This is a genomic window from Photobacterium sagamiensis (assembly GCF_050337085.1).
In the GTDB taxonomy this organism is placed as follows: Bacteria; Pseudomonadota; Gammaproteobacteria; order Enterobacterales; family Vibrionaceae; genus Photobacterium; species Photobacterium sagamiensis.
The window spans coordinates 1-26,246 of sequence record NZ_JAKJSP010000012.1; the positions used below are offsets into that span (position 1 = coordinate 1).

The window sequence follows — 26,246 nt, forward strand, 5'->3', positions numbered from 1 at the left end:
TTCTAGCTTATAACCTCTTGAGATATAAGATGGTATTGATGGCTAGTAGTTTAAAAGGAGTCTTTCCCAATCAACTCAGTTTTCATGGGGCGGCATTGCATATTGTTCATGAGTTAACGCAGTTGCCATTTGTGACACCAGGGAACATACCGAAACAAGTAATGGTACTAGAAGAGATCGCGAAGCAGTTTATTTTACCTGCTAGAAGAGAACGAAGTTACCCTAGAGTATTGAAGTGCTCAAAAAACCGATATCCCGTTAGAAAAAACAATGCCGCTCACGTTAAGTGAACGGCATTACGCATGGGCGTACCTTTTTTGTCAGTATCCGAGGGTAAAATCCCTTTTTTCCAATCGATTACCTTCAGGTCTGCATACCAGCACCGAACCATGATCATACCAATCACCTAATACGATCCGAGTGGCGGCTTTTCCATCGACGGTTAACGTGTGTACGTCAGGACGATGGGTATGGCCATGGATCATATTGAGCACGTTATGCTCAGCCATCACTTTGGTCACTTCATCAGGTGTGACATCCATGATAGTCATATTCTTGGTTTGATTATTCTGACTGCTGCTGTTCCGTATGTTATCACCGATTCTCTGGCGATAGCTCAGGGGCAGACGGAAAAACAGCCACTGAATAAATCGGTTATGCACTTTTTTACGATAACGCTGATAAGCCTCATCTAAGGTGCATAGCGTATCACCATGAAGGATCAAGGTCGGTGTGCCATACAGGTCAATGACACTGTGTTGTGGCAACATCTGTACGCCTGTTTCCCGGCTGAAACGCGAACCAACCAGAAAATCACGGTTACCATGAATGAAAAAGCAAGGTACGCCTGAATCGGTGAGTTGTTTAAATGCATCTTTGATTTGCTGGTGGAAGGGGGAGTTGTCATCATCGCCAATCCACATTTCAAACAAATCACCAAGCACATAGAGGGCATCGGCCCCTCTTGCTTCTTGTTGCATGAATGAGAGAAAACAATCAGTAATTTCAGTACGTTCGGCACTTAGGTGCAGATCTGCAATAAAAAGAGTAGTCATAAGGAAGGATAGGGTGGCAACGAGGCCACCCTGACCGAAGAATTATTCTTCGATCGTTACGCTATTGATAGCCACTTCTTCAACCGGTACGTCCTGGTGTACATAACCCCAGTTACCCGTAGAGACAGCTTTGATTTTGTTAACTATGTCCATGCCTTCAACAACTTCAGCAAACACACAGTAACCCCAGCCATCAGGCGTTTCTGATTTGAAATCCAGGAATTTATTGTCGTTAACGTTAATGAAGAACTGAGAGCTTGCAGAATGTGGTGCATTTGTGCGAGCCATCGCAAGCGTGCCTACCTTGTTGCTCAGGCCATTGCTCGCTTCATTTTTGATTGTTGCACGGGTTTCTTTCTCAACCATGCCCGAGGCCATACCGCCGCCCTGAACCATGAAGCCATCGATAACACGGTGGAAAATAGTATCGTTGTAGAAACCGTCACGGCAATATTGCAGGAAGTTTGCACACGTTTCAGGCGCTTTTTCTGTATTTAGCTGGATCTTGATGTCACCAAAAGTAGTGTGAAGCGTTACCATGAGTCTGTCCTTTAATGGATGTATATAGCTTTTAAAGTATATAACTTTCTTTAACATTGGATTTTATCTTATTAGTACCTGTTCATACAAATTTTGATCTGTTCGGTATCACCTGCGGTATTTTTCCTTGCCTTCATTTGCCATAAAAGGTGTAATTACTGCTCTTAATAGTAACCCCATAAAATGAGTAATTACGAGTCATGTTAAAGATCTATAACTCACTGACAAAACAGAAAGAGGAATTCAAGCCCATTCAGCCTGGTAAAGTAGGCATGTATGTCTGTGGGGTTACCATTTACGATTTGTGTCACATTGGCCATGGTCGTACTTTTGTATCTTTCGATGTTGTATCTCGTTACCTGCGCTACTCTGGTTACGACTTAACATTTGTTCGAAATATCACTGATATCGACGACAAGATCATCAAGCGTGCTGCAGATAACGGCGAGAGCTGTGAATCATTGACTGGGCGTCTGATCGGTGAAATGCACTCTGATTTTGATGCGCTGGGCATGAAACGTCCTGATATCGAGCCGCGTGCAACAGAATTCATTGCTGAAATTATCGTAATGTGCGAGCGTTTGATTGAACGTGGGTTTGCTTATGTTGCGAGCAATGGCGATGTTATGTTCGAAGTGAGCAAGTTCGAAGAATATGGCCGTTTGTCTAAACAAGACTTAGATCAACTACAAGCCGGTGCACGTGTTGATATCGACACGGCGAAACGTTGTCCGCTTGATTTCGTATTGTGGAAAATGTCTAAGCCAGGTGAGCCTACATGGGAATCACCATGGGGTGCAGGCCGTCCGGGCTGGCACATCGAATGTTCGGCAATGAACTCTGCCATTCTTGGTGATCACTTTGATATTCACGGTGGTGGTTCTGATCTACAGTTCCCGCACCACGAAAATGAAATTGCCCAATCGTGCTGCGCAACAGGTTCACAATATGTGAATACCTGGATGCACAGCGGCATGGTGATGGTTGACCGCGAGAAGATGTCTAAATCATTGGGTAACTTCTTTACCATCCGTGATGTATTAGCCTATTACGATGCCGAAACTGTTCGCTACTTCCTGATGTCTGGTCACTATCGCAGCCAGCTGAACTACAGCGAAGATAACCTCAAGCAGGCGCGTTCTGCACTTGAGCGTCTATATACCTCTTTGCGTGGCCTTGACTTGACGGCTAAAGCTGATGGTGGTGAAGAGCTCGTTTCCCGCTTTAAAGAAGCGATGGACGATGACTTCAATACCCCGGAAGCCTACTCGGCGCTGTTTGATATGGCACGTGAAATCAACCGATTGAAACCTGATGATCTGGCAGCGGCGTCTGCACTGGGTGCGCGTATGCGCGAACTGGCTGATATTCTTGGCCTGCTATCCCAAGAGCCAGAAGCCTTCTTGCAAGGCGGTGCCGGAGAAAGTGATGATGTGGCTGAAATCGAAGCCCTGATCCAGCAGCGTCTGGATGCCCGAGCTGCGAAAGACTGGGCCGCCGCCGATGCCGCCCGTGATAAGCTGCTGTCGATGGATATTATTCTGGAAGACGGCCCGCAAGGTACGACATGGCGTCGTAAATAAGCCTTAGTTATTAATGAAAAAACCGGAGCCATCACTGGCTCCGGTTTTTTTGTCTGATGATCAGTGGTGTTAATCAGATTGGTATCACTGTTAAATGGAATAAATCTACAGCTAGAGCTGTTCAGGTAGCTCACTGCCACAGTTTTTACAGTATTTCGCATCAGACTCATGGCCGCCACGGGTGCAGTTCAGGCAGCGGATCAATTCCCGTTGAGCTTTCATCTCCTGGCTCAGCTCTGCGGTGATGATGCCGGTTGGAACGGCCAATATGGAATAACCGAGCAACATGGTCAGAGATGCAACCGCTTTACCGAGAAAGGTGTGCGGTACAAGATCGCCGTAACCGACTGTGGTGATGGTGACAATCGCCCAGTAGATGCTTTGCGGAATACTGGTAAAGCCATTATCGGGCCCCTCAATAACAAACATCAATGCGCCGAATACGGTCACAAGAATAAAAACGGAGCTGAAAAATACCAGGATTTTGCGTTGGGATTGCAGTAAAGCTCGCAGCAAAATATTGGAATCTTTGAGGTATCGGGCCAGCTTCAACACCCTGAAAATACGTAATACCCTGATCAAACGGATGATGAGTAAGTAGTGGGCACCGGGAATAATGAGAGCGAGATATACCGGTAAAATGGCAATCAGATCGATGACACCATAAAAACTTCGTGCATAGGCGAGCGGTTTGGGCGAGCTATATAGCCTGAGCAGGTATTCAATCGTGAAAAGGAGCGTAAAGACCCATTCGCCGTAAAAGAGGATGTTTGAGTACTGCTCCTCAATGTGGGCGACCGATGAAAGAATGAGGATCAACTCCGAACTCAGTATTGCGATGATTAACGCAATGTCAAAGTCCTGCCCCGCACGGGTGTCGGTACCGAAAATGATTTCATAGATCTTTTGCCGAGGGGTGAGTATTGACATGCTATTTCTTTGCTTAGTTATAGGGTTAGCCCTAGCATAAAGAAGAAAAGCGGCTTAAGCCAGAATAGCAATAGCGAGAAAGGTTGTTGAAAAGGATTACGATAAAATCGTAATCCTTTTTCTTTGTTCAACGTTACGTCAATCCAGGAAATAGGGTACGTAAGCCGGTGGCAATAAACTCGATCCCTAATGCGGCAAGGATCAAGCCCATAATACGTGTAATAACGTTAATACCGGTTTGACCAAGAAAACGCACGATGATCGGTGCGCCGCGGAATAACAGCCAGCAACAAAACGCAAAAATGCAGATGGTGAGTGCAATGCCGATTGTATTCGGTAAGCCTGGGAAACGGGCGCCATAGACAATGGTTGAGCTGATCGCACCCGGTCCCGCCATTAAAGGCATAGCTAAAGGTACGACACCAATTTGTTCTCGGCTTGCCGATTCAGATTTTTCTTGTTTGTTCTGTTTATCTTCACCCAGCTTACCACTCATCATCGAGAAGGCGATGGTAAGCAGTAGCAGACCACCTGCAACCCGGAATGAATCAAGCGAAATACTGAACATATCCAGCAAGAATTGTCCTGCGAGTAGTGAGACGGTCAGAATAACCGTAACTGCGATATTGGCCGTAAAAGCGGTTTTATTTCTTTCCTCTTGACCCATATGTGCGGTTAACGAAACGAAGATAGGCATGATACCTATTGGGTTTACTGCTGCGATAAGACCGACAAAAAATTGTAGGAAAATGGCGAATTCTAGTGACTGCATTGTTTGACCATCAGACAAACGTTGATAAAAAAGAAGATAGCTTCTTGAACTGAGCAGAGTGCCTCTGTCATCGGCGACACTTTAAGCTAAAGAACGTAAATCCACCAATTAAAAATAGTTATATCAAACCCTAAACAATCTTATGGATTATATAGTGTTAATGCGCTGTAAATATTGAGTTGACTGTATTAGGCTTAGGGGGAACTACGTGCCAGTCAAATATGAAACAAAGAGTATTTAATTTGCTTAATAAACGTGATTAGCCTCACAAATGTTGCTTTATTATCTAATAAATGTACTTTTATTACGTAATATTTCAGTTTGTTGAGGCGATGAAATTTACACCGTGTCGATAATTTAACGAACTAGCTCGCAATTTTGTTATGTAACTCGTTGATTTTAACTTTTTAAGATCAGGTTTTGACAATTTTTGATCCTTTTAGATTACTAGTGATCTAAATCATATTTTTTCACGGTGTGAAATTTTATAATCAGTTTTGAAAGCAATTTACTAAGTATGTGTGTTGCGGGAATGTTGGATGAGTTCACTGCCTTCCTGCCGCTTGAAAGGATTTAAGACGTATCCTTACTAAAAAGTTTTTAATATTAAGTTAGGAGTTAACTATGCCTGTAACAAATATGGCTGAACTAGATGCAATGGTTGCCCGCGTCAAAGCTGCTCAAAAAGAGTTTTCGACTTTCTCTCAAGAGCAAGTTGACAAAATCTTCCGTGCTGCTTCTCTAGCTGCGAATAACGCTCGTATTCCTCTAGCTCAACAAGCTGTAGCTGAGTCTGGTATGGGTATTGTTGAAGATAAGGTTATCAAAAACCACTTCGCATCAGAATTTATCTACAACAAATACAAAGATGAAAAAACGTGTGGCATTCTTGACGAAGACGAGAGCCTAGGCACATTCACTATCGCAGAACCAGTAGGTATCATTTGCGGTATCGTACCAACTACGAACCCAACATCGACTGCAATCTTCAAATCTCTTATTTCTCTTAAAACACGTAACGCGATCATCTTCTCGCCACACCCACGTGCTAAAAACTCAACGAACGATGCTGCTAAGCTAGTTCTTGATGCTGCTGTTGCGGCTGGTGCGCCAAAAGACATCATCGGTTGGATTGATGCGCCTTCAGTTGAGCTTTCAAATGCTCTAATGAAGCACGACGACATTAACCTTATCCTTGCGACTGGTGGTCCGGGTATGGTTAAAGCGGCTTACTCTTCAGGTAAACCAGCTATCGGTGTTGGTGCGGGTAACGTTCCTGTTGTTATTGATGAAACTGCTGACATCAAGCGTGCAGTCGCATCTGTTCTTATGTCTAAAACGTTCGATAACGGTGTAGTTTGTGCTTCTGAGCAGGCTGTAATCGTTATGGACGAAGTATATGACGAAGTGAAAGCGCGTTTTGCTTCTCACAACGGTTACGTACTGACTAAAGCTGAAGCGGACAAAGTTCGTAAAGTTCTTCTAATCGACGGTAACCTGAACGCAGCTATCGTTGGTCAGCCAGCAACTAAAATCGCTGAGCTAGCAGGCGTTAAAGTACCTGCTGACACAAAGATCCTTATCGGTGAAGGTGTTGAAGTTAAGTACGAAGATGAATTCGCTCACGAAAAACTGTCTCCAACTCTAGGTATGTTCCGTGCGTCTTCTTTCGAGAACGCAGTAGACCAAGCAGTAACAATGGTAGAGATTGGCGGTATCGGTCACACATCTGGCCTATATACTAACCAAGATATTAACCAGGACCGTATCAAGTACTTCGGCGACAAGATGAAGACTGCACGTATTCTTGTAAACATCCCGACGACTCACGGTGGTATCGGTGACCTTTACAACTTCAACGTTGCTCCTTCTCTGACTCTTGGTTGTGGTTCATGGGGTGGTAACTCTATCTCTGAGAACGTAGGTCCTAAGCACCTTATCAACAAAAAGACAGTAGCGAAGCGAGCTGAGAATATGTTGTGGCACAAACTACCAAAATCAATTTACTTCCGTCGTGGTAGCCTTCCAATCGCAATGAGCGACCTAGAAGGTAAGAAGCGTGCATTCCTGGTAACGGACCGTTTCCTATTCAACAACGGTTATGCTGATGAAGTGGTATCACTTCTTAAAGCACAAGGTATCGAAGTTCAAACTTTCTTCGACGTAGAAGCGGATCCAACGCTATCTATTGTTGAGAAAGGCGCTGAAGCAATGAAGAGCTTCCAGCCTGACGTGATTATTGCTCTTGGTGGTGGTTCTCCAATGGATGCCGCGAAGATTATGTGGGTAATGTACGAGCACCCAGAAACTCACTTCGAAGAACTGGCAATGCGCTTTATGGACATCCGTAAGCGTATCTACAAGTTCCCTAAAATGGGTAAGAAAGCTGAGCTTGTATGTATCACAACTACATCTGGTACAGGTTCTGAAGTAACACCTTTCGCAGTTGTTACCGACGATAAGACTGGTGCTAAGTACCCACTAGCTGATTACGAACTAACGCCTCACATGGCAATCGTTGATGCGAACCTGGTTATGAACATGCCTAAGTCGCTAACAGCATTCGGTGGTTACGATGCAGTAACTCACGCACTGGAAGCTTACGTTTCTGTTCTTGCTAACGAATACTCTGATGGTCAGGCTCTTCAAGCGCTTAAGATGCTTAAAGAATACCTACCTTCAAGCTACGCGAATGGTGCTGCTGACCCAATTGCTCGTGAGAAAGTACACAATGCTGCAACTATCGCTGGTATCGCGTTTGCTAACGCCTTCCTGGGTGTGTGTCACTCAATGGCTCACAAGATTGGTGCTGAATTCCACATTCCACACGGTCTTGCGAATGCACTATTGATTTCTAACGTTGTACGTTACAACGCGAATGATAACCCAACGAAGCAAACTGCATTCTCTCAGTACGCTAGCCCACAAGCTCGTCGTCGTTACGCTGAAGTTGCTGACCACTTGGGTCTATCTCAAGCTGGTGACCGTACAGCTCAGAAAATTGAACGCCTGCTAACTTGGTTAGAAGAACTTAAGATTGCCCTAGACATCCCAACATCTATCCAAGGTGCTGGTGTTCTTGAAGCTGATTTCTTCGCGAAAATCGATACACTTTCAGTTGAAGCGTTTGATGACCAGTGTACTGGTGCTAACCCACGTTACCCTCTTATCAGCGAGCTGAAAGAAGTACTAACATCTGCTTACTACGGTACTCCGTATGTTGAAGGTGAGACTTTCGAAGGTACAACTGTTATCAAGAAGTCTGAAACAGACGCGGTAGTTGCTGAAAAGCCAGCTAAAGCAAAGAAAGAAGCAGCTAAAGCATAATCATCGGTTATAGCTAGCGCATTTCTTTTGAAGTAAATTATTAAGCCCGCCAATTTGGCGGGCTTTTTTATACCAGTAGCGAGTAGCAAGTAACGAGTTTCGAGTATGCTTCGCTGCTAGCCCCTAGACCCTAGACCCTGTTTTATCCCACCTCCGCCTCTATCATCCGGCCATTGAAGTAATCATTTTCCACAATGTACTCGGCGCTTCGGACTATTTCGTATTGCAGGGGCTGACTGAAAACAGTGCTCTGTGAGTGCGATGCTTCATCGTTAAACACCAGTGGTACGACGCCGCCCACCCGAATATTAAATTCGGCTAACTCTCTGGCCCAGCTCTGTGTTAGGCCTGAAATGACAGCTTTCGAGCATCCCGTTATTGGAAGCTGGCTATCGGGCTGGTTGGCAGCCAGGTTGATAATAACCCCCTGACAATGATGCTCTCGCATATAGTTCGCTGCCTGTTTGCCGAAGGTAAAAAAGGTCGTTGCCACTTCGGTCATCGAGCGGCAAAACATGTCCACGGAAGAGGGACTGAAAAGTGTTGGCAGATCGGCACCCAGCCAGTAATTAATCAAGACATTAATCGAACCATAATGCTGATCAACGTCATTCATTAAACTGGCGATGGCTTGCTCATCCCGTGAAGTAAGCAGTAAAGGGTAACTCGTTCCACCAGTAGCCAGGCAGGCCTGGTGAGTCAACTCTAATCGTTCAGCATCAATATCCACTAACGCCAGTTTTGCTCCGAGCGAAGCAAAATGAAGCGAAAGAGCTTTCCCCATCGGGCTGCCTGCCGCGGTAATTAATATAACAGAGTGCGCGATATTCATAATCACCATCCGTACCAATAAGATTCGTCGAAACAACTCTTGTCATAGTGACGTTTTCAGATTAGTTATAATGTGAAAAAGCACGCATATTGTGTTGTTTTGTTATTAAATGTTAGTAAAGTGTGACGTGGCTTCTTGCTGGTTGTGTCAAAGATATGACGGTGGTCACGAAATATTTATTTGTGTGAGATAGGAATAATTGTTATGTAATTTATCCGGTCTGATACATCTCGGCATAACGTTTTGATTGTATAAGTGATAAATACAGATCTTGTGGTGACGCTTGAATGGTTGCATCTTCAGCCGGAGGCAGGCGGCGGCGTTCATGACCAGAGAGGTTATGATATATCTCCTCTGGCATTCCTTTGGTGCCTAACGGCGGGAACGTTAGTGCTGTTGGTTGCAGATCATGAAGAAATTGAGAGCTTGCTAACCCTCCCCGATGGAAAGCATCGGCCTGAGCCGCTGCGTTTTCGTAGCAGTTTTCGGTGGTGGATAATGGTTGCGGGTCGGGTAATTCAAAATATGCGCGTAATTCCGCCTCCGTTTTTCCCTGCTCGGGGGGAACATCGGTCGGGTTTTTTTCCAGGTGATCCGGCGATAGCATAGCCAGCATCAACGCGAAATCGGCCCGGCGTCCACCTTCAACCGCATGGTTGAGTTGGTTACCGAGCTGCACTTCGTTGATCAGCATAGCTTTATCTAACGTGTGGATCTGCATCTGATAATCGAGGTTCCTGGTTACGATGCCTCTTTATCGGTCTCAGATATCAAAACTTTAGCCCGGAATAAACTTTTGAAGTGTGATTGATACAGATTGTTATTTATTTGACGCTACAGCGCTTCAATTGGAATGCGCATTCATTCGTTGCATTGTGCCTGATATAAAAAAGCCCTGACAATGATGTCAGGGCTTTTATAGTCAATTGGAGGTGAACTTAGAATGTAGGTTTCACGCCAAACTGATCGGCAGCATAGGCCACTCGCTCTGCAGGTGTCGGCGGTGTGTTTGGTGTGCCTAAGCTTTCAATATGGTGCAAGCGAGGCAACAGTCCACATCCGTTAGCGGTCTGTATAGCCAAACCAGGGCGAGCATTAAGCTCAAGTACCATCGGCCCTTGAACTTTATCAAGTACCATATCGGTACCCATATAGCCGAGTCCTGCCATTTCCCAGGAACTCGCAGCTAGCGTCAGCAATTTGCGCCAGTTGGGCACGGCTAGCTCACTGAGTAGTCTGCCAGTGTCTGGATGGCGTTCAACAGGGTGGTCAAACTGTACTGCACGAATAGCCTTACCTGTGGCGATATCGATCCCGACGCCAACCGCGCCCTGGTGGAGGTTGGCTTTACCGTCTGAGGCTGCCGTTGAGCAGCGCATCATGGCCATCACCGGGTAGCCTTTAAAAACGATAACCCTGACGTCTGGCACACCTTCATAGCTGAAGCCATCAAATACGTCATCAAACTGGATCAGGTTTTCAATCATCGCAACGTCATTCTTTCCCCCGAGTGAAAAGAGCCCGGCCATGGTATTGGTGATATGACGCTCGACATCTTGTTTATTGATCTCGACACCAGATGGTTTGGTATAGACTCCATCTCTATGCTTGATGATAACCAAAATGCCTTTACCACCAGAGCCTTGGGCTGGCTTGATAACAAAACCAGGCCAGTCTTTTACCATGTTGTGAACTTTTTTCACGTCGACCTGGCTGTCAATGACCCCAATCAGTTCGGGAACTGTCGCACCGGCTCGTTGAGCAATACGCTTTGTTTTGAGTTTGTCATCAACGAGCGGATAGAGACTACGGTCATTGTAGCGGCCGATGTAACTATGGTTACGCTTATTCATTCCCATAATGCCGCGGTCACGCAGCCTGAACGGAGAAGTAAACTGTGAAAACAGTGACATCGTTTAGTCCTCCGCAAGTGGTTTGAAGCGACGTAATTCACTTAAGCGGTAACCGGTGTAGTTACCCAGCATTAAGATCAGAGCGAGGATAACCAGCTGCATACCGACAAAGTTAAAGGTCAGGTGACGGACAATCTCATTGGTCATTGCAAGGTAAACCAGTACCGCGGTGAGCAGTGAACCTCCGCCTTGAACCAAGACTTCTTTCGCGCCTTCTTCTTCCCACAGGATCGACATTCGCTCGATGGTCCATGACAAGATAATCATAGGGAAGAAGGTAATACTTAAGCCTTCTACCAGACCGATCTTAAAGGCCACAACGGTGAAAACGGAAATGATCATAATCACCGTAATGATCACGGCAGATATTCTGGCCACCAGCAGCAAATTCAAATTAGACAGATAACTGCGAATGATTAAGCCGGTGCCGACGATCAGTAAGAAACCAAGAATACCGGTGAGTAGCTGAGTCTGAACAAATGCAACGGCAATCAATACCGGCATGAAGGTACCGGATGTTTTCAGACCGACGATAATACGCAGGAAAACCACAACCAATGCACCGATTGGTACCAGCATAATGGTTTTAAACATGGCTTGTTCTTCAACCGGCAGGCTGTGAATCGAGAAATTCAGCAGATCGTCTGCCAGTACTTTTTCACGGGTGGCTTGTTGAGGCGTAATATCCTGGGCAATGATCGAGAAGCTGATGTTGGAATTGCGGCCACCGACGACATCTAATAATGAATGGCTTTGCTGGTTCCAGATTAAAACATCTTCCGGTTTACCTTCGATACCTGTTTGTGGATCGAATAACTGCCACTTTTGACCGTCCCAGAGTTCAACCAGAAGATTGATGCTTTGGCGGCGGCGACCATCTTCAAGTTGCAGACCACCGACAAGACGGGCATGAATGCCTTCAAGTGAAAGCAAGCTGATGATGGCATTTTCACGGCTCAGGTTGTTAAGCAGCAGTGATGCATTCTGGTTCTGCTTATCATTAAACTGTTTGATGAGTTCGCGTGTAAAGGTCAGGTTGTCTGCTGACAGATTACGCGCCTGAGTCAGTAGCGCGGTGGCTGCAGTTTGTTGCGGGTTGTCAAGGCTAACGGCTGTAGGATCACCTTTTGGTGGTGCCACGCTATAGCTTGCCTGATCATCCACCAGCATCTGGGTTTTGTAATAGAGGATCTGCTTGCCGGTGGCCTCACGGATTGACCATTCAGCCCGGCGACCTTTATCTGTATCGATCAGTGCTACCCCATAACCCGGAGAAGACGTACTTTCATCGATCAGGGTGAACCCCTGTTGTGTTTCAGGGGCGGCCATCGAGATTTTAACCGGATCACCAATGGCATCAAACTCGATACGTGCTTCCAGCTCCCAAAGCGCGCGTTCTTCACCGGGAGCCCACGGCACGCCGTACACATCATGACGGTATTGGCTTAGTGCAACACCTGCAATGACGAGTAATGAAATTAGAAAGTAAAACGGTATTCTTGACGTCATGACATCCTCATCATTTATTTATTAGTGTTTTTGTTTTTTTGAATACTCGGTTCTTGAACATTCAGTCCCTGAACATATCGTTTGCCAACATCAACAAGTGCGATATCTTTAAAAAACTCCCGGCCTAATAGCACCGGATAAGTCATCTGACTACGATCCGCCAGTGTAAACTGTGCTTTCTCATGTAATGGCCCCAGACTGACCCATGCATCAATAACAGGACGGCGAATCGCATTTTCAGACGTTGACTGACGAATTTTCACCCAACGTAAAACAGGTGCCTCAACAACATCTGCTTTTGGCTCACTCGTCTCAGAACTATGGTTCAGATTAAAACGAACCCACTCTTTGCCGTCACGCTCAAAAATCTGCATATCGACGGCATTCAGTGACGATGTAGTCGCGCCTGAATCGATTCGGGCCTTAAAGTGTGACTGTACTGAGTCTAGCCAAACCCACTCTTCTTCGCCCAGAATAGCCTTACCATTAGCCACCTTGGGATCAACTTCGGGTTTAATCACAGGTAGTGGGATGATTTTTTTCTCAACCACTTCCTGAGGCTTAATACTGGTGGTCGTCTTGCTTTGGTTTAAATCTTCTGCAATTGATGATAGCTCTTTTTCAAGATTAGCAATGTATTCATTTTGCTCATTTATTTGTTCTGACATTGCGGTAAGTTGACCGTTAACGTTAGTTTCCATGGCTGTGATGGCACTCAACGTTTTTTCTTGGTCATGCGACGGCGTAAGGGTGCAGCCGGAAAGTATTGCAAAAGTAAGTAAAGGTATACTGCGGCGAAGCATGGTGTCTCCCAGGACGATTTCTTATTTTTCTATAGACAGCGCCAGTTTAGCGTATAAAAAGGGATGCGAACAGCATCCCTTGTCAGTGCTTAGTCAGGATTCCTGGCAACCAGAATAGCGCGTTTGGGTGCCGGGTAACCTTCAATTGTTTTTGTTGGGTCTTCCGGGTTTAAGTATTCAGGCAATGAATTGTTTGTCATCCAGTCTGTCGAACGTTGCTCGTCGGTTGTGGTGACGCATTCATCAACGATACGAACATCAACAAAGCCGCATTTCTCCATCCAGACTTTGAGTGCTTTGGCGGAGGGGAAGAAATAGACATTATGCATTTGGGCGTAACGATGTGTCGGGATCAGAACGTCATTTTCGTCGCCATCAATAACCAGGGTTTCCAACACCACTTCACCATCTTTGCGCAACTGGTTCTTCAGTTGGATGATATGGTCGAGTGGAGAACGGCGGTGATACAGTACGCCCATGCTGAAAACGGTATCAAAGGCTTTCAGTTCTGGTAGCTGCTCAATGCCTAAAGGCAACAAAAAGGCGCGATTGTCATTACCCATTAAGCGACGAATGGCTTCAAACTGAATTAAGAACAGGTTGGAAGGGTCGATACCAACGGTGAGTTCAGCACCTTCACCCAGCATGCGCCACATGTGATAACCGTTACCGCAGCCAACATCCAGCACAGAGCGGCCTTTTAGCGGTGAGATGTGTGGCAACAGACGATCCCATTTCCAGTCGGAGCGCCATTCGGTATCAATGTGAACACCGTGCATGTTATACGGGCCCTTACGCCATGGATGCAGCAGACGTAGCAGGCTTTCCAGACGTTTTTGCTCGCCATTAGCGACGCCATCTTCGTTACGAACACTCACTTCGTTCTTTAGGTCGATAATATCTGGCGTATAAGTCGGGAATTTTTTGAGTGCGCGGATCCAACGCCCCATATCACCGTGTTCGGCCTCTTCCCAGTTACTTAGTTGCTTTGGTAAGGTATTTAGCCACGGGCGTAATTGGTCGTGCTGGGCAATCAGCTGATAAAATTCAGAAAAACTAAACATATTGGAACAAAATACCTTATTTAATGGCAAACATAGAGCCGAAGTTGAAACACTGGAACCAGACTTCACTGCTGCTGAAGCCAATATTTGTAAAGCGCGCTTTATGGGTTTCAATGCTGTCAGGACGCATGACATTTTCAATGGCACTACGTTTCTGGCTTATTTCAAGTTCGCTGTAGCCGTTGGCGCGTTTAAAGTCGTGATGTAAGTCGATCAGCAGCTCGTGCGCACGCTCATCGTCAAAAATGTATTTTTCGGAAAGGATCAGGATCCCCCCCGGACGCAGCCCTGCGTAGATTTTTTCCAGCAGAAGCTGTCGGTCTTCCTGTACCAGGAACTGCAGGGTAAAGTTCAGAACAACGACGGAAGCGTCGTTGATCTCGATATCACGGATATCGGCTTCCACCACCTGTACGGGTGTGTCTGAACGGTAGGCATCAATGTGAAGGCGACAACGCTCAACCATGGCGGCTGAATTATCAACGGCGATGATCTCACAGCCTTCTTGCTTGATATGACGGCGCATTGACAAGGTTGCTGCGCCTAGCGAACAACCCAGGTCGTAGATCTTAGAATGGGGTTTGGCGAAGCGTTCCGCTAACATGCCAATAGCAGAAATAATATTGCTGTAACCGGGTACAGAACGTTGAATCATATCCGGAAAAACTTCAGCGACTTTTGCATCGAATGTAAAATCGCCCAGCTTTTCGATTGGTGCAGCAAAAATATTATCGTGGCTTGCCATTCTCACGAACCTCTTAACTAAAAAAAACAGGATTCCCTGAGTTTAAGTAAGGTGATCCCTGAAAGGTCGCGTATTGTAGAGAAAATGCGATCATTTGTCTTTAGCGAAATGGTTATTGGTATTTTTCCTTGATTTAAGGCTGTGATTTTTCCTTCATTGGACTTTTTGCTTTATAATGCTTCGTCATTTTTGCGTCTCGGCCCCACTTAACGTCCTAAATTGGATGAATATTGAGCGGTTTGTGGCCGGGAATGAATCAGCCTGTGCAAGGTAAGTAATTCGCTTGCTGGAATCGCTCACAGGAAAGTTAGTAAATAGATCGGGAATTTCATATGCGCACCCAATATTGTGGTCACCTGAACAAGTCCCTAGCAGGGCAAACAGTAGAATTATGCGGCTGGGTTAATCGTCGCCGTGACTTAGGCGGTCTGATCTTCGTTGACATGCGAGATCGTGAAGGTATTGTTCAGGTAGTCGTCGACCCGGATATGAAAGATGTATTCGAAGTGGCTAACCAACTGCGCAACGAATTTTGTATTCGCCTGACGGGTGAAGTACGTGTTCGCCCAGAGAGCCAGGTAAATAAAGGCATGGCGACCGGTGAAGTTGAAATCCTGGCAACGGGCCTGGAAATCATCAACCGTTCTGACGTGTTACCGCTAGACTTCAATCAGAATAATACTGAAGAACAGCGTCTTAAATTCCGCTATTTAGATTTGCGTCGCCCAGAGATGAGCGACCGCATCAAGCTGCGTGCAAAAGCATCAAGCTTTGTTCGTCGTTTCCTTGATGACAATGCTTTCTTAGACATCGAAACACCGGTTCTGACCAAAGCGACACCAGAAGGTGCCCGTGACTACTTAGTACCGAGCCGTGTTCATAAAGGCAGCTTCTATGCGTTGCCGCAGTCTCCGCAGTTATTCAAACAGCTGTTAATGATGTCTGGTTTTGATCGTTACTACCAGATCGTTAAATGTTTCCGTGACGAAGATTTGCGTGCTGACCGTCAGCCGGAATTTACTCAGATCGATATTGAAACCTCTTTCATGAGCGCAGAACAAGTGCGTGAAGTGACTGAGCGTATGATCACCGAAATGTGGAAAGAGTTGCTGGATGTTGATTTGGGTACTTTCCCAACGATGTCGTATGAAGAAGCGATGCGTCGTTTCGGTTCTGATAAGCCGGATCTACGTAACCCGCTAGAGCTGGTGGACGTTGCTGATCTGCTAAAAGATGTCGACTTCAAAGTGTTTGCAGGCCCGGCTAACGATCCTAAAGGTCGAGTAGCTGTGATCCGTGTACCAGGCGGTGCATCACTATCTCGCAAGCAAATTGATGAGTACACCCGATTCGCGACCATCTACGGCGCGAAAGGTCTGGCTTGGGCGAAGGTCAATGATCGTGAAGCAGGTCTGGCTGGCATTCAGTCTCCGGTAGCTAAATTCCTGAACGAGGAAGTTGTTGCTGGCATTCTGGAGCGTACTAATGCAGAAACGGGTGATATCATCCTGTTCGGTGCAGATAAAAAGCGCATTGTTACGGAATCAATGGGCGCACTGCGCTTGAAGCTGGGTGAAGACCTTGACCTGTCAGATAAGAGTGCATGGGCTCCGCTATGGGTTGTTGACTTCCCTATGTTCGAAGACGATGACGAGGGTAACCTGCACGCAATGCACCACCCGTTCACATCTCCTTTGGGCGTAACGGCGAAAGAATTAGCAATTAACCCTGAGACTGTAAACTCGAATGCGTACGACATGGTCATCAACGGTTACGAAGTTGGCGGTGGTTCGGTACGTATTCACAATGCGGAGATGCAAACGGCAGTGTTTGATCTTCTGGGTATTGAAGCCGGCGAGCAACAGTCTAAGTTTGGTTTCTTACTGGAAGCATTGAAGTATGGTACGCCGCCACACGCGGGTTTGGCTTTCGGTCTTGACCGTCTGGTCATGTTGCTATGTGGTACTGATAACATTCGTGATGTTATCGCGTTCCCTAAAACAACATCAGCATCTTGCCTGTTAACGAATGCACCAAGTCTTGCTAACCCGGCATCACTTGAAGAACTGTCTATTGCTGTTGCCATTGCAAAAAAAGATACCGCAAAAGAAGATGATTCTGCAGAAAACAGTGCTGAATAAAGACCAAGTGCTTTAATTAAACGCAGTGTTCTTTTTTGGCCAGTGGTTTCACTGGCCATTTTTTCATCCTCGTGAAATGTTAAGCCTACAGGCTAATTCTAATTCGGAGTATTCATGGCTGGTCATAGTAAATTTGCCAACATCAAACACCGTAAAGCTGCGCAAGATTCTAAACGTGGCAAAATCTTCACGAAGTTAATTCGTGAAATTATTGTTGCGACCAAAGAAGGTGGCCCGGAAGCTGAAAATAACCCACGTTTACGTGCGGCTGTTGATAAAGCCCTGTCAAACAATATGACACGTGACACCATTAACCGTGCGGTTAAGCGTGGTGCCGGTGGTGAAGGTGAAGATGATCTGGAAACTGTTATCTATGAAGGTTACGGCCCGGCAGGTACTGCTGTAATGGTTGAATGCATGACTGATAACCGTAACCGTACGGTTTCAGGTGTGCGTCATGCATTCAGCAAGTCTGGTGGTAACCTGGGTACCGATGGTAGCGTTAACTACCTGTTCGATAAGAAAGGTGTTATTTCTTATGCTCCGGGTATTGATGAAGATGCAATCATGGAAGCGGCGCTGGAAGGCGGTGCTGATGATGTTGAGACAAGCGATGATGGTTCAATCGACGTTTACACAACACCGTCTGATTTCGGTATGGTAAAAGATGCGCTGGATGCGGCAGGTTTTGAAGCGACAAATGCAGAAGTGACGCTGGTTCCTTCGACAAAAGCTGATCTGGATATCACAACTGCACCTAAGCTGTTGCGTCTGATCGATGCCCTTGAAGATCTGGATGATGTTCAGGAAGTTTATCACAACGGTGATATCACAGATGAAGTTGCAGAGCAGCTATAACTGAATGACAGTCATCTTAGGGATTGATCCCGGCTCTCGAATTACCGGTTATGGTGTGATCCGCCAAGTCGGACGACACCTCGAATACCTTGGCAGCGGGTGTATTCGTACCTCGGCTGAAGATATTCCCGGCCGGTTAAAGCAAATATATGCTGGCGTTTCTGAAGTGATCACCCAATTTCAACCTGATGCGTTTGCCATTGAAGAAGTTTTCATGGGTAAAAATGCCAGTTCAGCCCTGAAACTTGGCCAGGCTCGCGGAAGTGCTATTGTTGCTGCCGTGAATTGTGATCTTCCTGTTAGTGAATATGCCGCCCGTTTGATTAAACAAGCCGTGGTCGGTACGGGTGGTGCCGACAAAGCACAAGTTCAGCACATGGTATGCTCGGTATTGAAATTACCGGGTAAACCACAAGCCGATGCTGCTGATGCCTTAGCGGTCGCAATTTGTCATGCTCATACCCATAAGACACTTATCGCTATGGCTGGTCATGCCCGCAGTGTCCGTCGAGGTCGTTACAGATAAAACCATATAGATCATCATCATAATGATTGTTTATGAAACTGTTTTTACATTATGTTAACCCGATCATAAAAGCAGCCCCTGGCTGCTTTTTGTTTTATATAATTATCACTAACTAGCATATATTGGTCGGAGCTCATACAAGTTGACTGACGTAATTGGTATTAAGAGATAGGAATTCATGACCCCATTAGCATTCTGGCGAAAATTATTTTTGCCTTCTTCAGAGTCATGGCAGGGAGAGCAAGCCCGCCATGTTGAGACATTATTGTTTTTCACCTTGCTGTCATTTTTTGTTGGTTTATATAGTCTGATCAAATGGTTCCAGCATGATCATTCATTATTAGTGCTGACGTCATTAATCCTGGTTGGCTGTGAAGTGCTTGCCGGGGTGGTGTTACGTATTTTTCGGGCTCCCGATTTAGCACTCAATATTGGCTTCCTGGGTATGGTCACTCATGCTCTGAATATTGTTTATCAAACGGGTGGTATTGTTACTTCTACTCAGGCTTTTTGGGTTCCATTACTGATCATTGCTTTTTTTCTTACCGCAAAATCGTTGATGGCGATAATTTGGAGCTCTCTGGTGATTGCGGTCGCGACCTGGATGGTGAACGCATCTTTAGCGGGTCAGGCTTTCCCTGAATTAGTCTTGTCAGATTCCGCCTTGGTTGTAGAAACGTGGTCGGGAATGATTTTGCCGCTGGTGGTTATCGGCGTCGCGCAGGCTTACACAATGAAGCAGCGTCAGTCGGCTATTGTTGCTTCAGAGCTGGCGCAACAAGAGAGCCAGCTAACAGCAGAGAAAGCACAGCAAGGCGAGCAGCAGTTATCCATCGTATTACATCAGGCCGGTGATAATGCTTGCCAGCTATCTGAGGTTGCTAACCAGCTAGAACAGCAATCGGGTGAATTGCATCAGCAAGTGAATCATTTAAATGGAAATTGTGAGTCTCAGGCCAGTGCTGCAGAACAGATGAGCCAGCAGTTAGTTCAGATGACATCTGGCATTGATGAGTCCGATCGCTTTGTTACTGAACTGAAAAGCCGTAGCCAGATGATTGGTCAGCAAGCGCAGAAGAGCTCTGAGTCGTTGGATGCCTCGACAAACGCCATCGCACGTATTCTGAGCAGTAATGAAGAAATTGTCTCGGTAGCAGATTTAATTACCTCGGTCGCAGAGCAAACAAATTTACTGGCATTAAACGCCGCCATTGAAGCCGCCAGAGCTGGCGAACAGGGCAGAGGCTTTGCCGTGGTTGCCGATCAGGTACGTGAATTGTCAGCCAAGAGTAACGATTCAGCTATTGAGATCCGGGCTTTGTTAGAGAAAAGCCGGAAAGATGTTCATCATGGGCAAACGGTCATTCAGGCAACAACGCAAGAACTGACGGGGATTATCGAGCAAGTCGGCAGTATTTCGGCGGATGTGAATCAGCTGGCTGATATCATGAGTCATCAGGTCCACGCGCTGAAAGAGCTGAATTCGGCAAGTACCGAAGTGGCCAATAGTGTGGTGGAAACCAACCAGGTGTCGGAGTCAGTTGCGACCCAAGGGGCACAATTAGCAATGCAAGTGGATACTCTTAAAGCATTAGCCGATGGGCTGAACGCGGTGGTGTCTGTTCAGATCGCCGGTAAGTAACGGTATAAATCCCCCTTCCTAAAAAATCAGACTGAGATAAAGTGCTGGATATCCATCCAGCACTTTACTATCCTAGAGCCAATTTCAACTCATACAGAGATTTTGCAGTGATTGGCCGACTACGTGGAACGATTTTAGAAAAACAACCGCCTGAAGTAATCATCGAGGTCGGTGGTATTGGCTATGAAATTCAAATGCCGATGAGTTGTTTTTATGAACTGCCTGAAGTGGGCCAAGAAGCCATTCTTTGTACCCACTTTATTGTCCGGGAAGATGCTCAGCTGCTGTATGGTTTTAATAAAAAGAGCGAACGAGAGCTGTTTCGCGAAGTGATTAAAGCCAATGGTGTCGGGCCTAAGCTGGGTCTGGCGATCTTATCTGCGATGACGGCCAGCCAGTTTGTGTTGAGTGTCGAGAATGAAGACATTACTACCTTAGTTAAAATCCCCGGTGTCGGAAAGAAAACCGCCGAGCGTCTGGTGGTTGAAATGAAGGATCGCCTGAAAGGGTGGGGAGAAGGCGATCTCTTTACACCGGCCTCAGATGCTGCAGCATCGAATGCATCCGTTGAGAGCTCTGTTTCTGTTCGCGCCGAAGATGAAGCCGTCAGTGCGCTGGTTGCACTGGGTTATAAACCACAGCAAGCGTCAAAAGTGGTCTCACAAGTAGTGAAACCTGAAATGAGTAGTGAAAACATCATTCGCGAAGCACTGCGTTCAATGGTGTAAGGCGAAACAGGCATAGTTCATAATGATTGAAGCAGATCGATTAATATCAAATACATTCGAAAGCCGTGACGATGAGGTCATTGATCGTGCGATTCGTCCTAAGCTACTTGATGATTATCAGGGGCAGGATCACGTACGTGGCCAGATGGAAATTTTCATCAAGGCGGCACAACTTCGTGAAGAAGCACTCGATCATTTATTGATTTTTGGTCCTCCTGGCCTCGGTAAAACGACGTTGGCGAATATTGTTGCCAACGAAATGGGAGTGAGTATTCGTACTACTTCTGGCCCGGTATTAGAAAAAGCCGGTGACTTAGCTGCACTGCTGACGAACCTTGAACCTAATGATGTGCTATTTATTGATGAGATCCATCGTCTCAGCCCTCAGATAGAAGAAATATTGTACCCGGCGATGGAAGACTATCAGCTGGACATCATGATTGGCGAAGGGCCGGCTGCGCGCTCTATTAAGATTGACTTACCGCCTTTTACATTAATTGGGGCAACCACTCGTGCCGGTTCGCTGACATCACCGCTACGTGACCGTTTTGGTATTACACAGCGTCTTGAATATTACAAAGTCGAAGATTTAAAAGACATTGTGAAGCGAAGTGCAAATTGCCTGGGGCTCTCGATGCAAGAAGAGGGAGCGATGGAAATGGCTAAGCGTGCCCGTGGCACACCCCGTATCGCTAACCGTTTACTGCGCCGAGTGCGTGACTATGCCGAAGTGAAAGGCAATGGCCATATCTGTCCGGATACCGCTGCTAAAGCGTTAGATATGTTAGATGTTGATAGCAGTGGCTTTGATTATATGGACCGTAAGTTGTTACTGGCCATCATTGATAAATTCATGGGCGGGCCGGTAGGGCTGGATAACTTAGCTGCGGCAATCGGTGAAGAGAGAGATACCATCGAAGATGTACTTGAGCCGTATTTGATCCAACAAGGTTTCCTGCAGCGTACCCCGAGAGGACGTATTGCGACCCACCGTGCTTATTTACACTTTGGGTTAGATATACCAGAAGCGCGCTAATACCGTTCAGTTATTTTGAAGACAGTTCAGGTAACTTAAATGTAAAAAAACGAGGCCAGTTGGCCTCGTTTTTTTATTTGTGTGGGTTATTTTTTGCTAAGTTGCCATTTACCATACGAAATCATATGTGTTGCTTACAAAATAATAACAACTCAGGTAACGCGTCAACGTTATTTTTCAAATAATACCCGCCTAAGCTGGTCTGAAACTCACAAATATACGTACTGTTTAGTAGGCACGTTTGTATAACTCAACAAAGCTTGGTTGGTACAGAGCGATGATTTTTTCGAAAATACGAGCCATAACTACTTCCTCAATTAATTTAGGTCATGTTGGGGAAACCGTTTACAACCCGCCTGAAAGACTATTTTATTGTCTGGGCGGCTTAACCTGTTTCTGATGCTGATTATAGGTATTTTCCTGATGGGTGAAAGCAATTATTTTTGCCATTTAGCATTAGTAAAACTAATGAGTTGTGTTTGGTGGGTGTGTTGACTAACTCAATATTTTCAAAGTGAATGTATGCTATTACTGCAGTTATGAAGAGAGGGTGTTCTGATTTTGCCATTCTTTTTCTAACGGTGATAATGAAAGATGTGAAGGATCAAAAATAGAATGTGACGGCCTGTTAATCCGGCGGATATATTTGAAAAAACCTGTCTTTTCGTGCCTTATAAATGCATTCACGGCAACGTTTTGAAATTTGATTTATATCAACTAAAATGATACCGGCTAAAAAATGAGCAGGTTTTATTGATCTTAGTCAAAGCAAATTGTGCGATAAATACTTTGCTGTGAACGCGTAATACCAGTAATATTAGCAATGACTTTATTAGCTGTAGCTTAACAATAAATCAACTAATTTGGCACATAACTGCAACACCGGCTGGGAGTCATTGATTTATAGGATGACTGCCAGGGAGTTGGCCCAAATTGCAGTTTTGCTCCAATTAAAGTGATGTAGGCTACGTTTTTTGCTAAGCCCAATAATCGGTACGCTGTGTCGTACTGTCGTCAATCAGCCTGACGAAAAAAGGAGTTCTCAATGTTCACTGATATCGTCGAACTATCGAGGTTACAGTTCGCATTAACTGCGATGTATCACTTTTTGTTCGTACCACTGACTCTGGGGATGGCGTTCCTGCTTGCCATCATGGAATCAGTCTATGTAATGACTGGAAAGCAAATCTACAAGGACATGACCAAGTTCTGGGGTAAACTTTTTGGTATTAACTTTGCGTTAGGTGTGAGTACAGGCCTGACCATGGAATTCCAGTTTGGTACAAACTGGGCATACTACTCTCACTATGTTGGCGACATCTTTGGTGCCCCGCTGGCAATCGAAGCCTTAATGGCGTTCTTCCTGGAATCCACTCTAGTTGGTCTTTTCTTCTTTGGTTGGGAACGTCTGTCTAAGCGTCAACACCTTGCCGTAACATGGCTGGTGGCGATTGCTTCGAATTTCTCTGCACTGTGGATCCTGATTGCCAACGGCTGGATGCAGAATCCAGTGGGTGCCGAATTCAACTTCGAAACCATGCGTATGGAGATGGTGAGTTTTGCTGAGGTTATTCTAAATCCGGTTGCTCAGGTGAAATTCGTTCACACCGTGGCTTCTGGCTATGTCTGTGGTGCGATGTTCGTTCTTGGTATCAGCTCTTACTACCTGCTTAAAGATCGTGATATTCCTTTTGCCCGTCGCTCGTTTGCGATTGCCGCTTCATTTGGTATGGCATCGATTGTATCGGTTATTATTCTGGGTGATGAATCTGGTTATGAGCTGGGTGACGTACAGAAAACCAAGCTTGCTGCGATTGAAGCGGAATGGCACACCGAAGAAGCGCCTGCTGCCTTTACCCTGTTTGGTTTACCTAACCAGGAAACCATGGAAACTGATTACGCGATTAAGATCCCGTATGTGATGGGTATTATCGCAACGCGTTCTATCGATACCGAAGTAACGGGCCTACGTGACCTGAAAGTAGAGCACGAAGTACGTATTCGTAGCGGTATGGTGGCTTACGGTTTGTTAGAAAAACTACGTAATGGCGACCGTTCACCTGAAAACGTTGCTGCGTTTGACGCCGTGAAACACGACCTGGGTTATGGCTTCCTGCTTAAGCCGTATACCGATAACGTGGTTGATGCGACACCTGAACATATCGCCCAAGCGGTTGATGATTCCATCCCGACTGTATGGCCGCTATTCTTTAGCTTCCGTATCATGGTTGCTGCTGGCTTCCTGATGCTGGGCATCATTGGCGCTGCATTTATCCAGACCTGTCGTCATAAAATCACTGATAAAAAATGGATTCTTAAAGCCGCACTTTACGGCCTTCCACTGCCTTGGATTGCGATTGAAGCCGGTTGGTTTGTTGCCGAGTATGGTCGTCAGCCATGGGCTGTCGGTGAAGTTCTGCCGGTATCAATGGCGGTATCTAATCTTGAGCCATCAGCGGTGATTATCTCAATGCTGTCGATGATTGCTCTGTACACTGTCTTCCTGATTGCTGAAATGTACCTGATGATTAAGTTCACTCGTCTTGGTCCAAGCAGTCTGAAAACAGGTCGTTATCACTTTGAACAAAATGATGCTCCGCAGAATGTGGTATCGCGTCAGGTTGAAGCGTAGTCAGGGAGAGTAAGCAATGTTTGAATATGAAGTATTGCGATTCATCTGGTGGGTACTAATTGGTGTGCTTTGCATCGGTTTTGCTGTGACAGATGGTTTTGATATGGGCGTTGGTATTCTAACTAACGTTATTGGTAAAACAGATACAGAACGTCGAGTTATGATTAACTCGATTGCACCGCACTGGGATGGTAATCAGGTCTGGTTAATCACCGCTGGTGGTGCATTGTTTGCCGCATGGCCTTTGGTTTATGCGACGGCATTTTCTGGTTTCTATTTTGCGATGGTACTGACGCTGGCAGCCCTTTGGTTACGCCCGCTAGGCTTTGATTACCGCTCGAAGATTGAATCGCCAAAATGGCGCAATGCATGGGACAAAGCCATCTTTGTCGGTAGCTTTGTACCGCCAGTGATCTTTGGTGTTGCTTTCGGTAACTTGCTTCAAGGTGTTCCTTTTGAGCTAAGTGATCTGTTGATCCCTACGTATAAAGGTACGTTCTTTGGCCTGCTAAACCCGTTTGCACTGCTTTGCGGTATTGTCAGCCTGATGATGATTGTCACTCAAGGTGCAACTTATCTTCAGATGAAAACGACTGACGATCTACATACTCGAGCGCGTAATGTTGCGCCAATCACGGCTCTGATCACTGCTGTATTTTTCGTCATTGCAGGCGTATGGGCACAGAGCATTGAAGGTTTCGTTATCACTTCTGAGATCATTACTAATGGCCCGTCAAACCCATTAGCAAAAGAAGTTATGCGAGAGTCTGGTGCATTGTTTGCTAACTTTGATGCGTATCCGTTGTTATGGGCTGCACCATTGGTCGCCGTGGTAATGCCGTTGCTAACGGTTATCGCTTCTCGCGCTAATCGTGCAGGTTTTGCGTTCCTGACATCAAGTCTGACCATGGCGGGTATTATCCTGACGTTTGGTTTTGCTCTGTTCCCATTCATCATGCCTTCAAGCTTAGTTCCAAGTCATAGCCTGACAATGTGGGATTCCACATCGAGTGAACTAACGTTGAATATCATGACGGGTGTAGCATTCGTGATGGTTCCAATTATTCTTGGGTACACCACATGGTGTTACTACAAAATGTTTGGTCGTCTTGATAACAAGTTTATCGAAGACAACAAGACTTCACTGTACTAAGGAGACAGACTATGTGGTATTTCGCTTGGATTTTAGGTGTTCTGCTAGCCTGTTCGTTCGGGATCATCAATGCCCTATGGCTTGAAACAACCGAAGATATGGATAACAAGGGTGAGTAACCTGAGCCTCTGGGTAAAGAGACTGCATCAACCTCTGGATAATGCGCTGCTACGCGCATTATCTTTGCTGCTGGCCTTGGTGTCGGCAGGGTTGGTGATATGGGATCCGGTTTTCTTTGCTCAGGCGATAGGGGGTTTTGGCCCGATTATATCTCCGGCATTGATCTGGGCTACCTGTACGGCAATGATTTTCGGTGTGGGTTTCATTCCTCGCCGTTGGTACTGGCAGCTCTTTTTCACACCATATATCGCGATGCCGATACTCATTTACATCTTACAGTTGCGCGTGTTTTAAACATTGTCACAACTCGTTACAGATTAAACAGTCTATTGCGTTT

General features: G+C 45.9%; 23 protein-coding genes and 1 pseudogene. 13 read left to right on the plus strand and 11 right to left on the minus strand.

The window, feature by feature from the left end:
- Nucleotides 1–290, plus strand: a pseudogene (locus L4D76_RS02375) (IS4 family transposase); the annotation flags it as partial.
- A 30-nt stretch (nucleotides 291–320) separates the two neighbouring features.
- Here L4D76_RS02375 and lpxH read toward each other — a convergent pair.
- The gene (gene lpxH, locus L4D76_RS02380) at nucleotides 321–1,055 is read right to left on the minus strand and encodes a UDP-2,3-diacylglucosamine diphosphatase (protein WP_428439333.1); all 735 of its coding nucleotides are present in this window, start codon (nucleotides 1,053–1,055) and stop codon (nucleotides 321–323) included.
- Between the two features lie 42 nt (nucleotides 1,056–1,097).
- Nucleotides 1,098–1,595, minus strand: a complete 498-nt coding sequence (locus tag L4D76_RS02385; RefSeq protein WP_428439334.1) for a peptidylprolyl isomerase — start codon at nucleotides 1,593–1,595, stop codon at nucleotides 1,098–1,100.
- 200 nt (nucleotides 1,596–1,795) lie between these two features.
- On the opposite strand from L4D76_RS02385, the gene cysS reads away from it, so the two are divergent.
- The gene (gene cysS / locus L4D76_RS02390; protein ID WP_428439335.1) at nucleotides 1,796–3,178 is read left to right on the plus strand and encodes a cysteine--tRNA ligase; all 1,383 of its coding nucleotides are present in this window, start codon (nucleotides 1,796–1,798) and stop codon (nucleotides 3,176–3,178) included.
- A 111-nt stretch (nucleotides 3,179–3,289) separates the two neighbouring features.
- Here the strand turns inward: cysS and L4D76_RS02395 are convergent, their stop codons facing one another.
- Nucleotides 3,290–4,108, minus strand: coding sequence for an ion transporter (locus L4D76_RS02395; RefSeq protein WP_428439336.1), 819 nt, complete (start codon nucleotides 4,106–4,108; stop codon nucleotides 3,290–3,292).
- A gap of 133 nt (nucleotides 4,109–4,241) precedes the next feature.
- A complete protein-coding gene (locus L4D76_RS02400) occupies nucleotides 4,242–4,880 on the minus strand; it encodes a YchE family NAAT transporter (RefSeq protein ID WP_428439337.1) in 639 nt (212 codons plus the stop codon).
- Between the two features lie 624 nt (nucleotides 4,881–5,504).
- Between L4D76_RS02400 and adhE the strand changes: the two genes are divergently transcribed.
- Nucleotides 5,505–8,207, plus strand: a complete 2,703-nt coding sequence (gene adhE, locus L4D76_RS02405) for a bifunctional acetaldehyde-CoA/alcohol dehydrogenase (RefSeq protein WP_428439338.1) — start codon at nucleotides 5,505–5,507, stop codon at nucleotides 8,205–8,207.
- Between the two features lie 142 nt (nucleotides 8,208–8,349).
- On the opposite strand, the gene L4D76_RS02410 is transcribed toward adhE, so the two are convergent.
- From L4D76_RS02410 to cmoA, 7 genes are all read right to left on the minus strand, one after another.
- Nucleotides 8,350–9,039, minus strand: a complete 690-nt coding sequence (locus L4D76_RS02410) for an SDR family oxidoreductase (RefSeq protein WP_428439339.1) — start codon at nucleotides 9,037–9,039, stop codon at nucleotides 8,350–8,352.
- A gap of 211 nt (nucleotides 9,040–9,250) precedes the next feature.
- A complete protein-coding gene (locus L4D76_RS02415) occupies nucleotides 9,251–9,760 on the minus strand; it encodes a VC2046/SO_2500 family protein (RefSeq protein ID WP_428439340.1) in 510 nt (169 codons plus the stop codon).
- 217 nt (nucleotides 9,761–9,977) lie between these two features.
- Nucleotides 9,978–10,952: an alpha-L-glutamate ligase-like protein gene (locus L4D76_RS02420; protein WP_428439341.1), complete on the minus strand. Its 975-nt coding sequence runs from the start codon at nucleotides 10,950–10,952 to the stop codon at nucleotides 9,978–9,980.
- A 3-nt stretch (nucleotides 10,953–10,955) separates the two neighbouring features.
- Nucleotides 10,956–12,461 (minus strand): inactive transglutaminase family protein, encoded by a 1,506-nt coding sequence (locus L4D76_RS02425; RefSeq protein WP_428439342.1) that lies wholly within the window; start codon nucleotides 12,459–12,461, stop codon nucleotides 10,956–10,958.
- Between the two features lie 14 nt (nucleotides 12,462–12,475).
- Nucleotides 12,476–13,264: an ATP-dependent zinc protease family protein gene (locus L4D76_RS02430; protein WP_428439343.1), complete on the minus strand. Its 789-nt coding sequence runs from the start codon at nucleotides 13,262–13,264 to the stop codon at nucleotides 12,476–12,478.
- A gap of 89 nt (nucleotides 13,265–13,353) precedes the next feature.
- Complete coding sequence (gene cmoB / locus L4D76_RS02435) at nucleotides 13,354–14,328, minus strand: tRNA 5-methoxyuridine(34)/uridine 5-oxyacetic acid(34) synthase CmoB (protein WP_428439344.1); 975 nt, start codon at nucleotides 14,326–14,328, stop codon at nucleotides 13,354–13,356.
- A gap of 16 nt (nucleotides 14,329–14,344) precedes the next feature.
- Nucleotides 14,345–15,073 (minus strand): carboxy-S-adenosyl-L-methionine synthase CmoA, encoded by a 729-nt coding sequence (gene cmoA, locus L4D76_RS02440; protein ID WP_428439345.1) that lies wholly within the window; start codon nucleotides 15,071–15,073, stop codon nucleotides 14,345–14,347.
- Nucleotides 15,074–15,405: 332 nt separating this feature from the next.
- Here cmoA and aspS point away from each other — a divergent pair, with 332 nt between their 5' ends.
- The 10 genes from aspS to ybgE all read left to right on the plus strand — a co-directional run bounded on the left by aspS (nucleotide 15,406) and on the right by ybgE (nucleotide 26,203).
- On the plus strand, nucleotides 15,406–17,214 hold the full coding sequence (aspS, locus tag L4D76_RS02445; RefSeq protein WP_428439346.1) for an aspartate--tRNA ligase: 1,809 nt from the start codon (nucleotides 15,406–15,408) through the stop codon (nucleotides 17,212–17,214).
- A gap of 114 nt (nucleotides 17,215–17,328) precedes the next feature.
- On the plus strand, nucleotides 17,329–18,072 hold the full coding sequence (locus tag L4D76_RS02450) for a YebC/PmpR family DNA-binding transcriptional regulator (RefSeq protein ID WP_428439347.1): 744 nt from the start codon (nucleotides 17,329–17,331) through the stop codon (nucleotides 18,070–18,072).
- 4 nt (nucleotides 18,073–18,076) lie between these two features.
- A complete protein-coding gene (ruvC, locus tag L4D76_RS02455; RefSeq protein ID WP_428439348.1) occupies nucleotides 18,077–18,598 on the plus strand; it encodes a crossover junction endodeoxyribonuclease RuvC in 522 nt (173 codons plus the stop codon).
- 178 nt (nucleotides 18,599–18,776) lie between these two features.
- Nucleotides 18,777–20,240 (plus strand): methyl-accepting chemotaxis protein, encoded by a 1,464-nt coding sequence (locus tag L4D76_RS02460; protein ID WP_428439349.1) that lies wholly within the window; start codon nucleotides 18,777–18,779, stop codon nucleotides 20,238–20,240.
- Between the two features lie 107 nt (nucleotides 20,241–20,347).
- Nucleotides 20,348–20,968, plus strand: a complete 621-nt coding sequence (gene ruvA, locus L4D76_RS02465) for a Holliday junction branch migration protein RuvA (protein WP_428439350.1) — start codon at nucleotides 20,348–20,350, stop codon at nucleotides 20,966–20,968.
- Between the two features lie 22 nt (nucleotides 20,969–20,990).
- Nucleotides 20,991–22,004 (plus strand): Holliday junction branch migration DNA helicase RuvB, encoded by a 1,014-nt coding sequence (gene ruvB, locus L4D76_RS02470; protein ID WP_428439351.1) that lies wholly within the window; start codon nucleotides 20,991–20,993, stop codon nucleotides 22,002–22,004.
- A 1,045-nt stretch (nucleotides 22,005–23,049) separates the two neighbouring features.
- On the plus strand, nucleotides 23,050–24,636 hold the full coding sequence (cydA, locus tag L4D76_RS02475) for a cytochrome ubiquinol oxidase subunit I (protein WP_428439352.1): 1,587 nt from the start codon (nucleotides 23,050–23,052) through the stop codon (nucleotides 24,634–24,636).
- A 16-nt stretch (nucleotides 24,637–24,652) separates the two neighbouring features.
- Nucleotides 24,653–25,789 (plus strand): cytochrome d ubiquinol oxidase subunit II, encoded by a 1,137-nt coding sequence (gene cydB / locus L4D76_RS02480; protein ID WP_428439353.1) that lies wholly within the window; start codon nucleotides 24,653–24,655, stop codon nucleotides 25,787–25,789.
- Between the two features lie 11 nt (nucleotides 25,790–25,800).
- The gene (gene cydX, locus L4D76_RS02485) at nucleotides 25,801–25,908 is read left to right on the plus strand and encodes a cytochrome bd-I oxidase subunit CydX (protein ID WP_006233074.1); all 108 of its coding nucleotides are present in this window, start codon (nucleotides 25,801–25,803) and stop codon (nucleotides 25,906–25,908) included.
- Nucleotides 25,901–26,203: a cyd operon protein YbgE gene (gene ybgE, locus L4D76_RS02490; protein WP_428439354.1), complete on the plus strand. Its 303-nt coding sequence runs from the start codon at nucleotides 25,901–25,903 to the stop codon at nucleotides 26,201–26,203. The genes cydX and ybgE overlap by 8 nt, the downstream gene beginning before the upstream one ends.
- Nucleotides 26,204–26,246 lie beyond the last annotated feature (43 nt).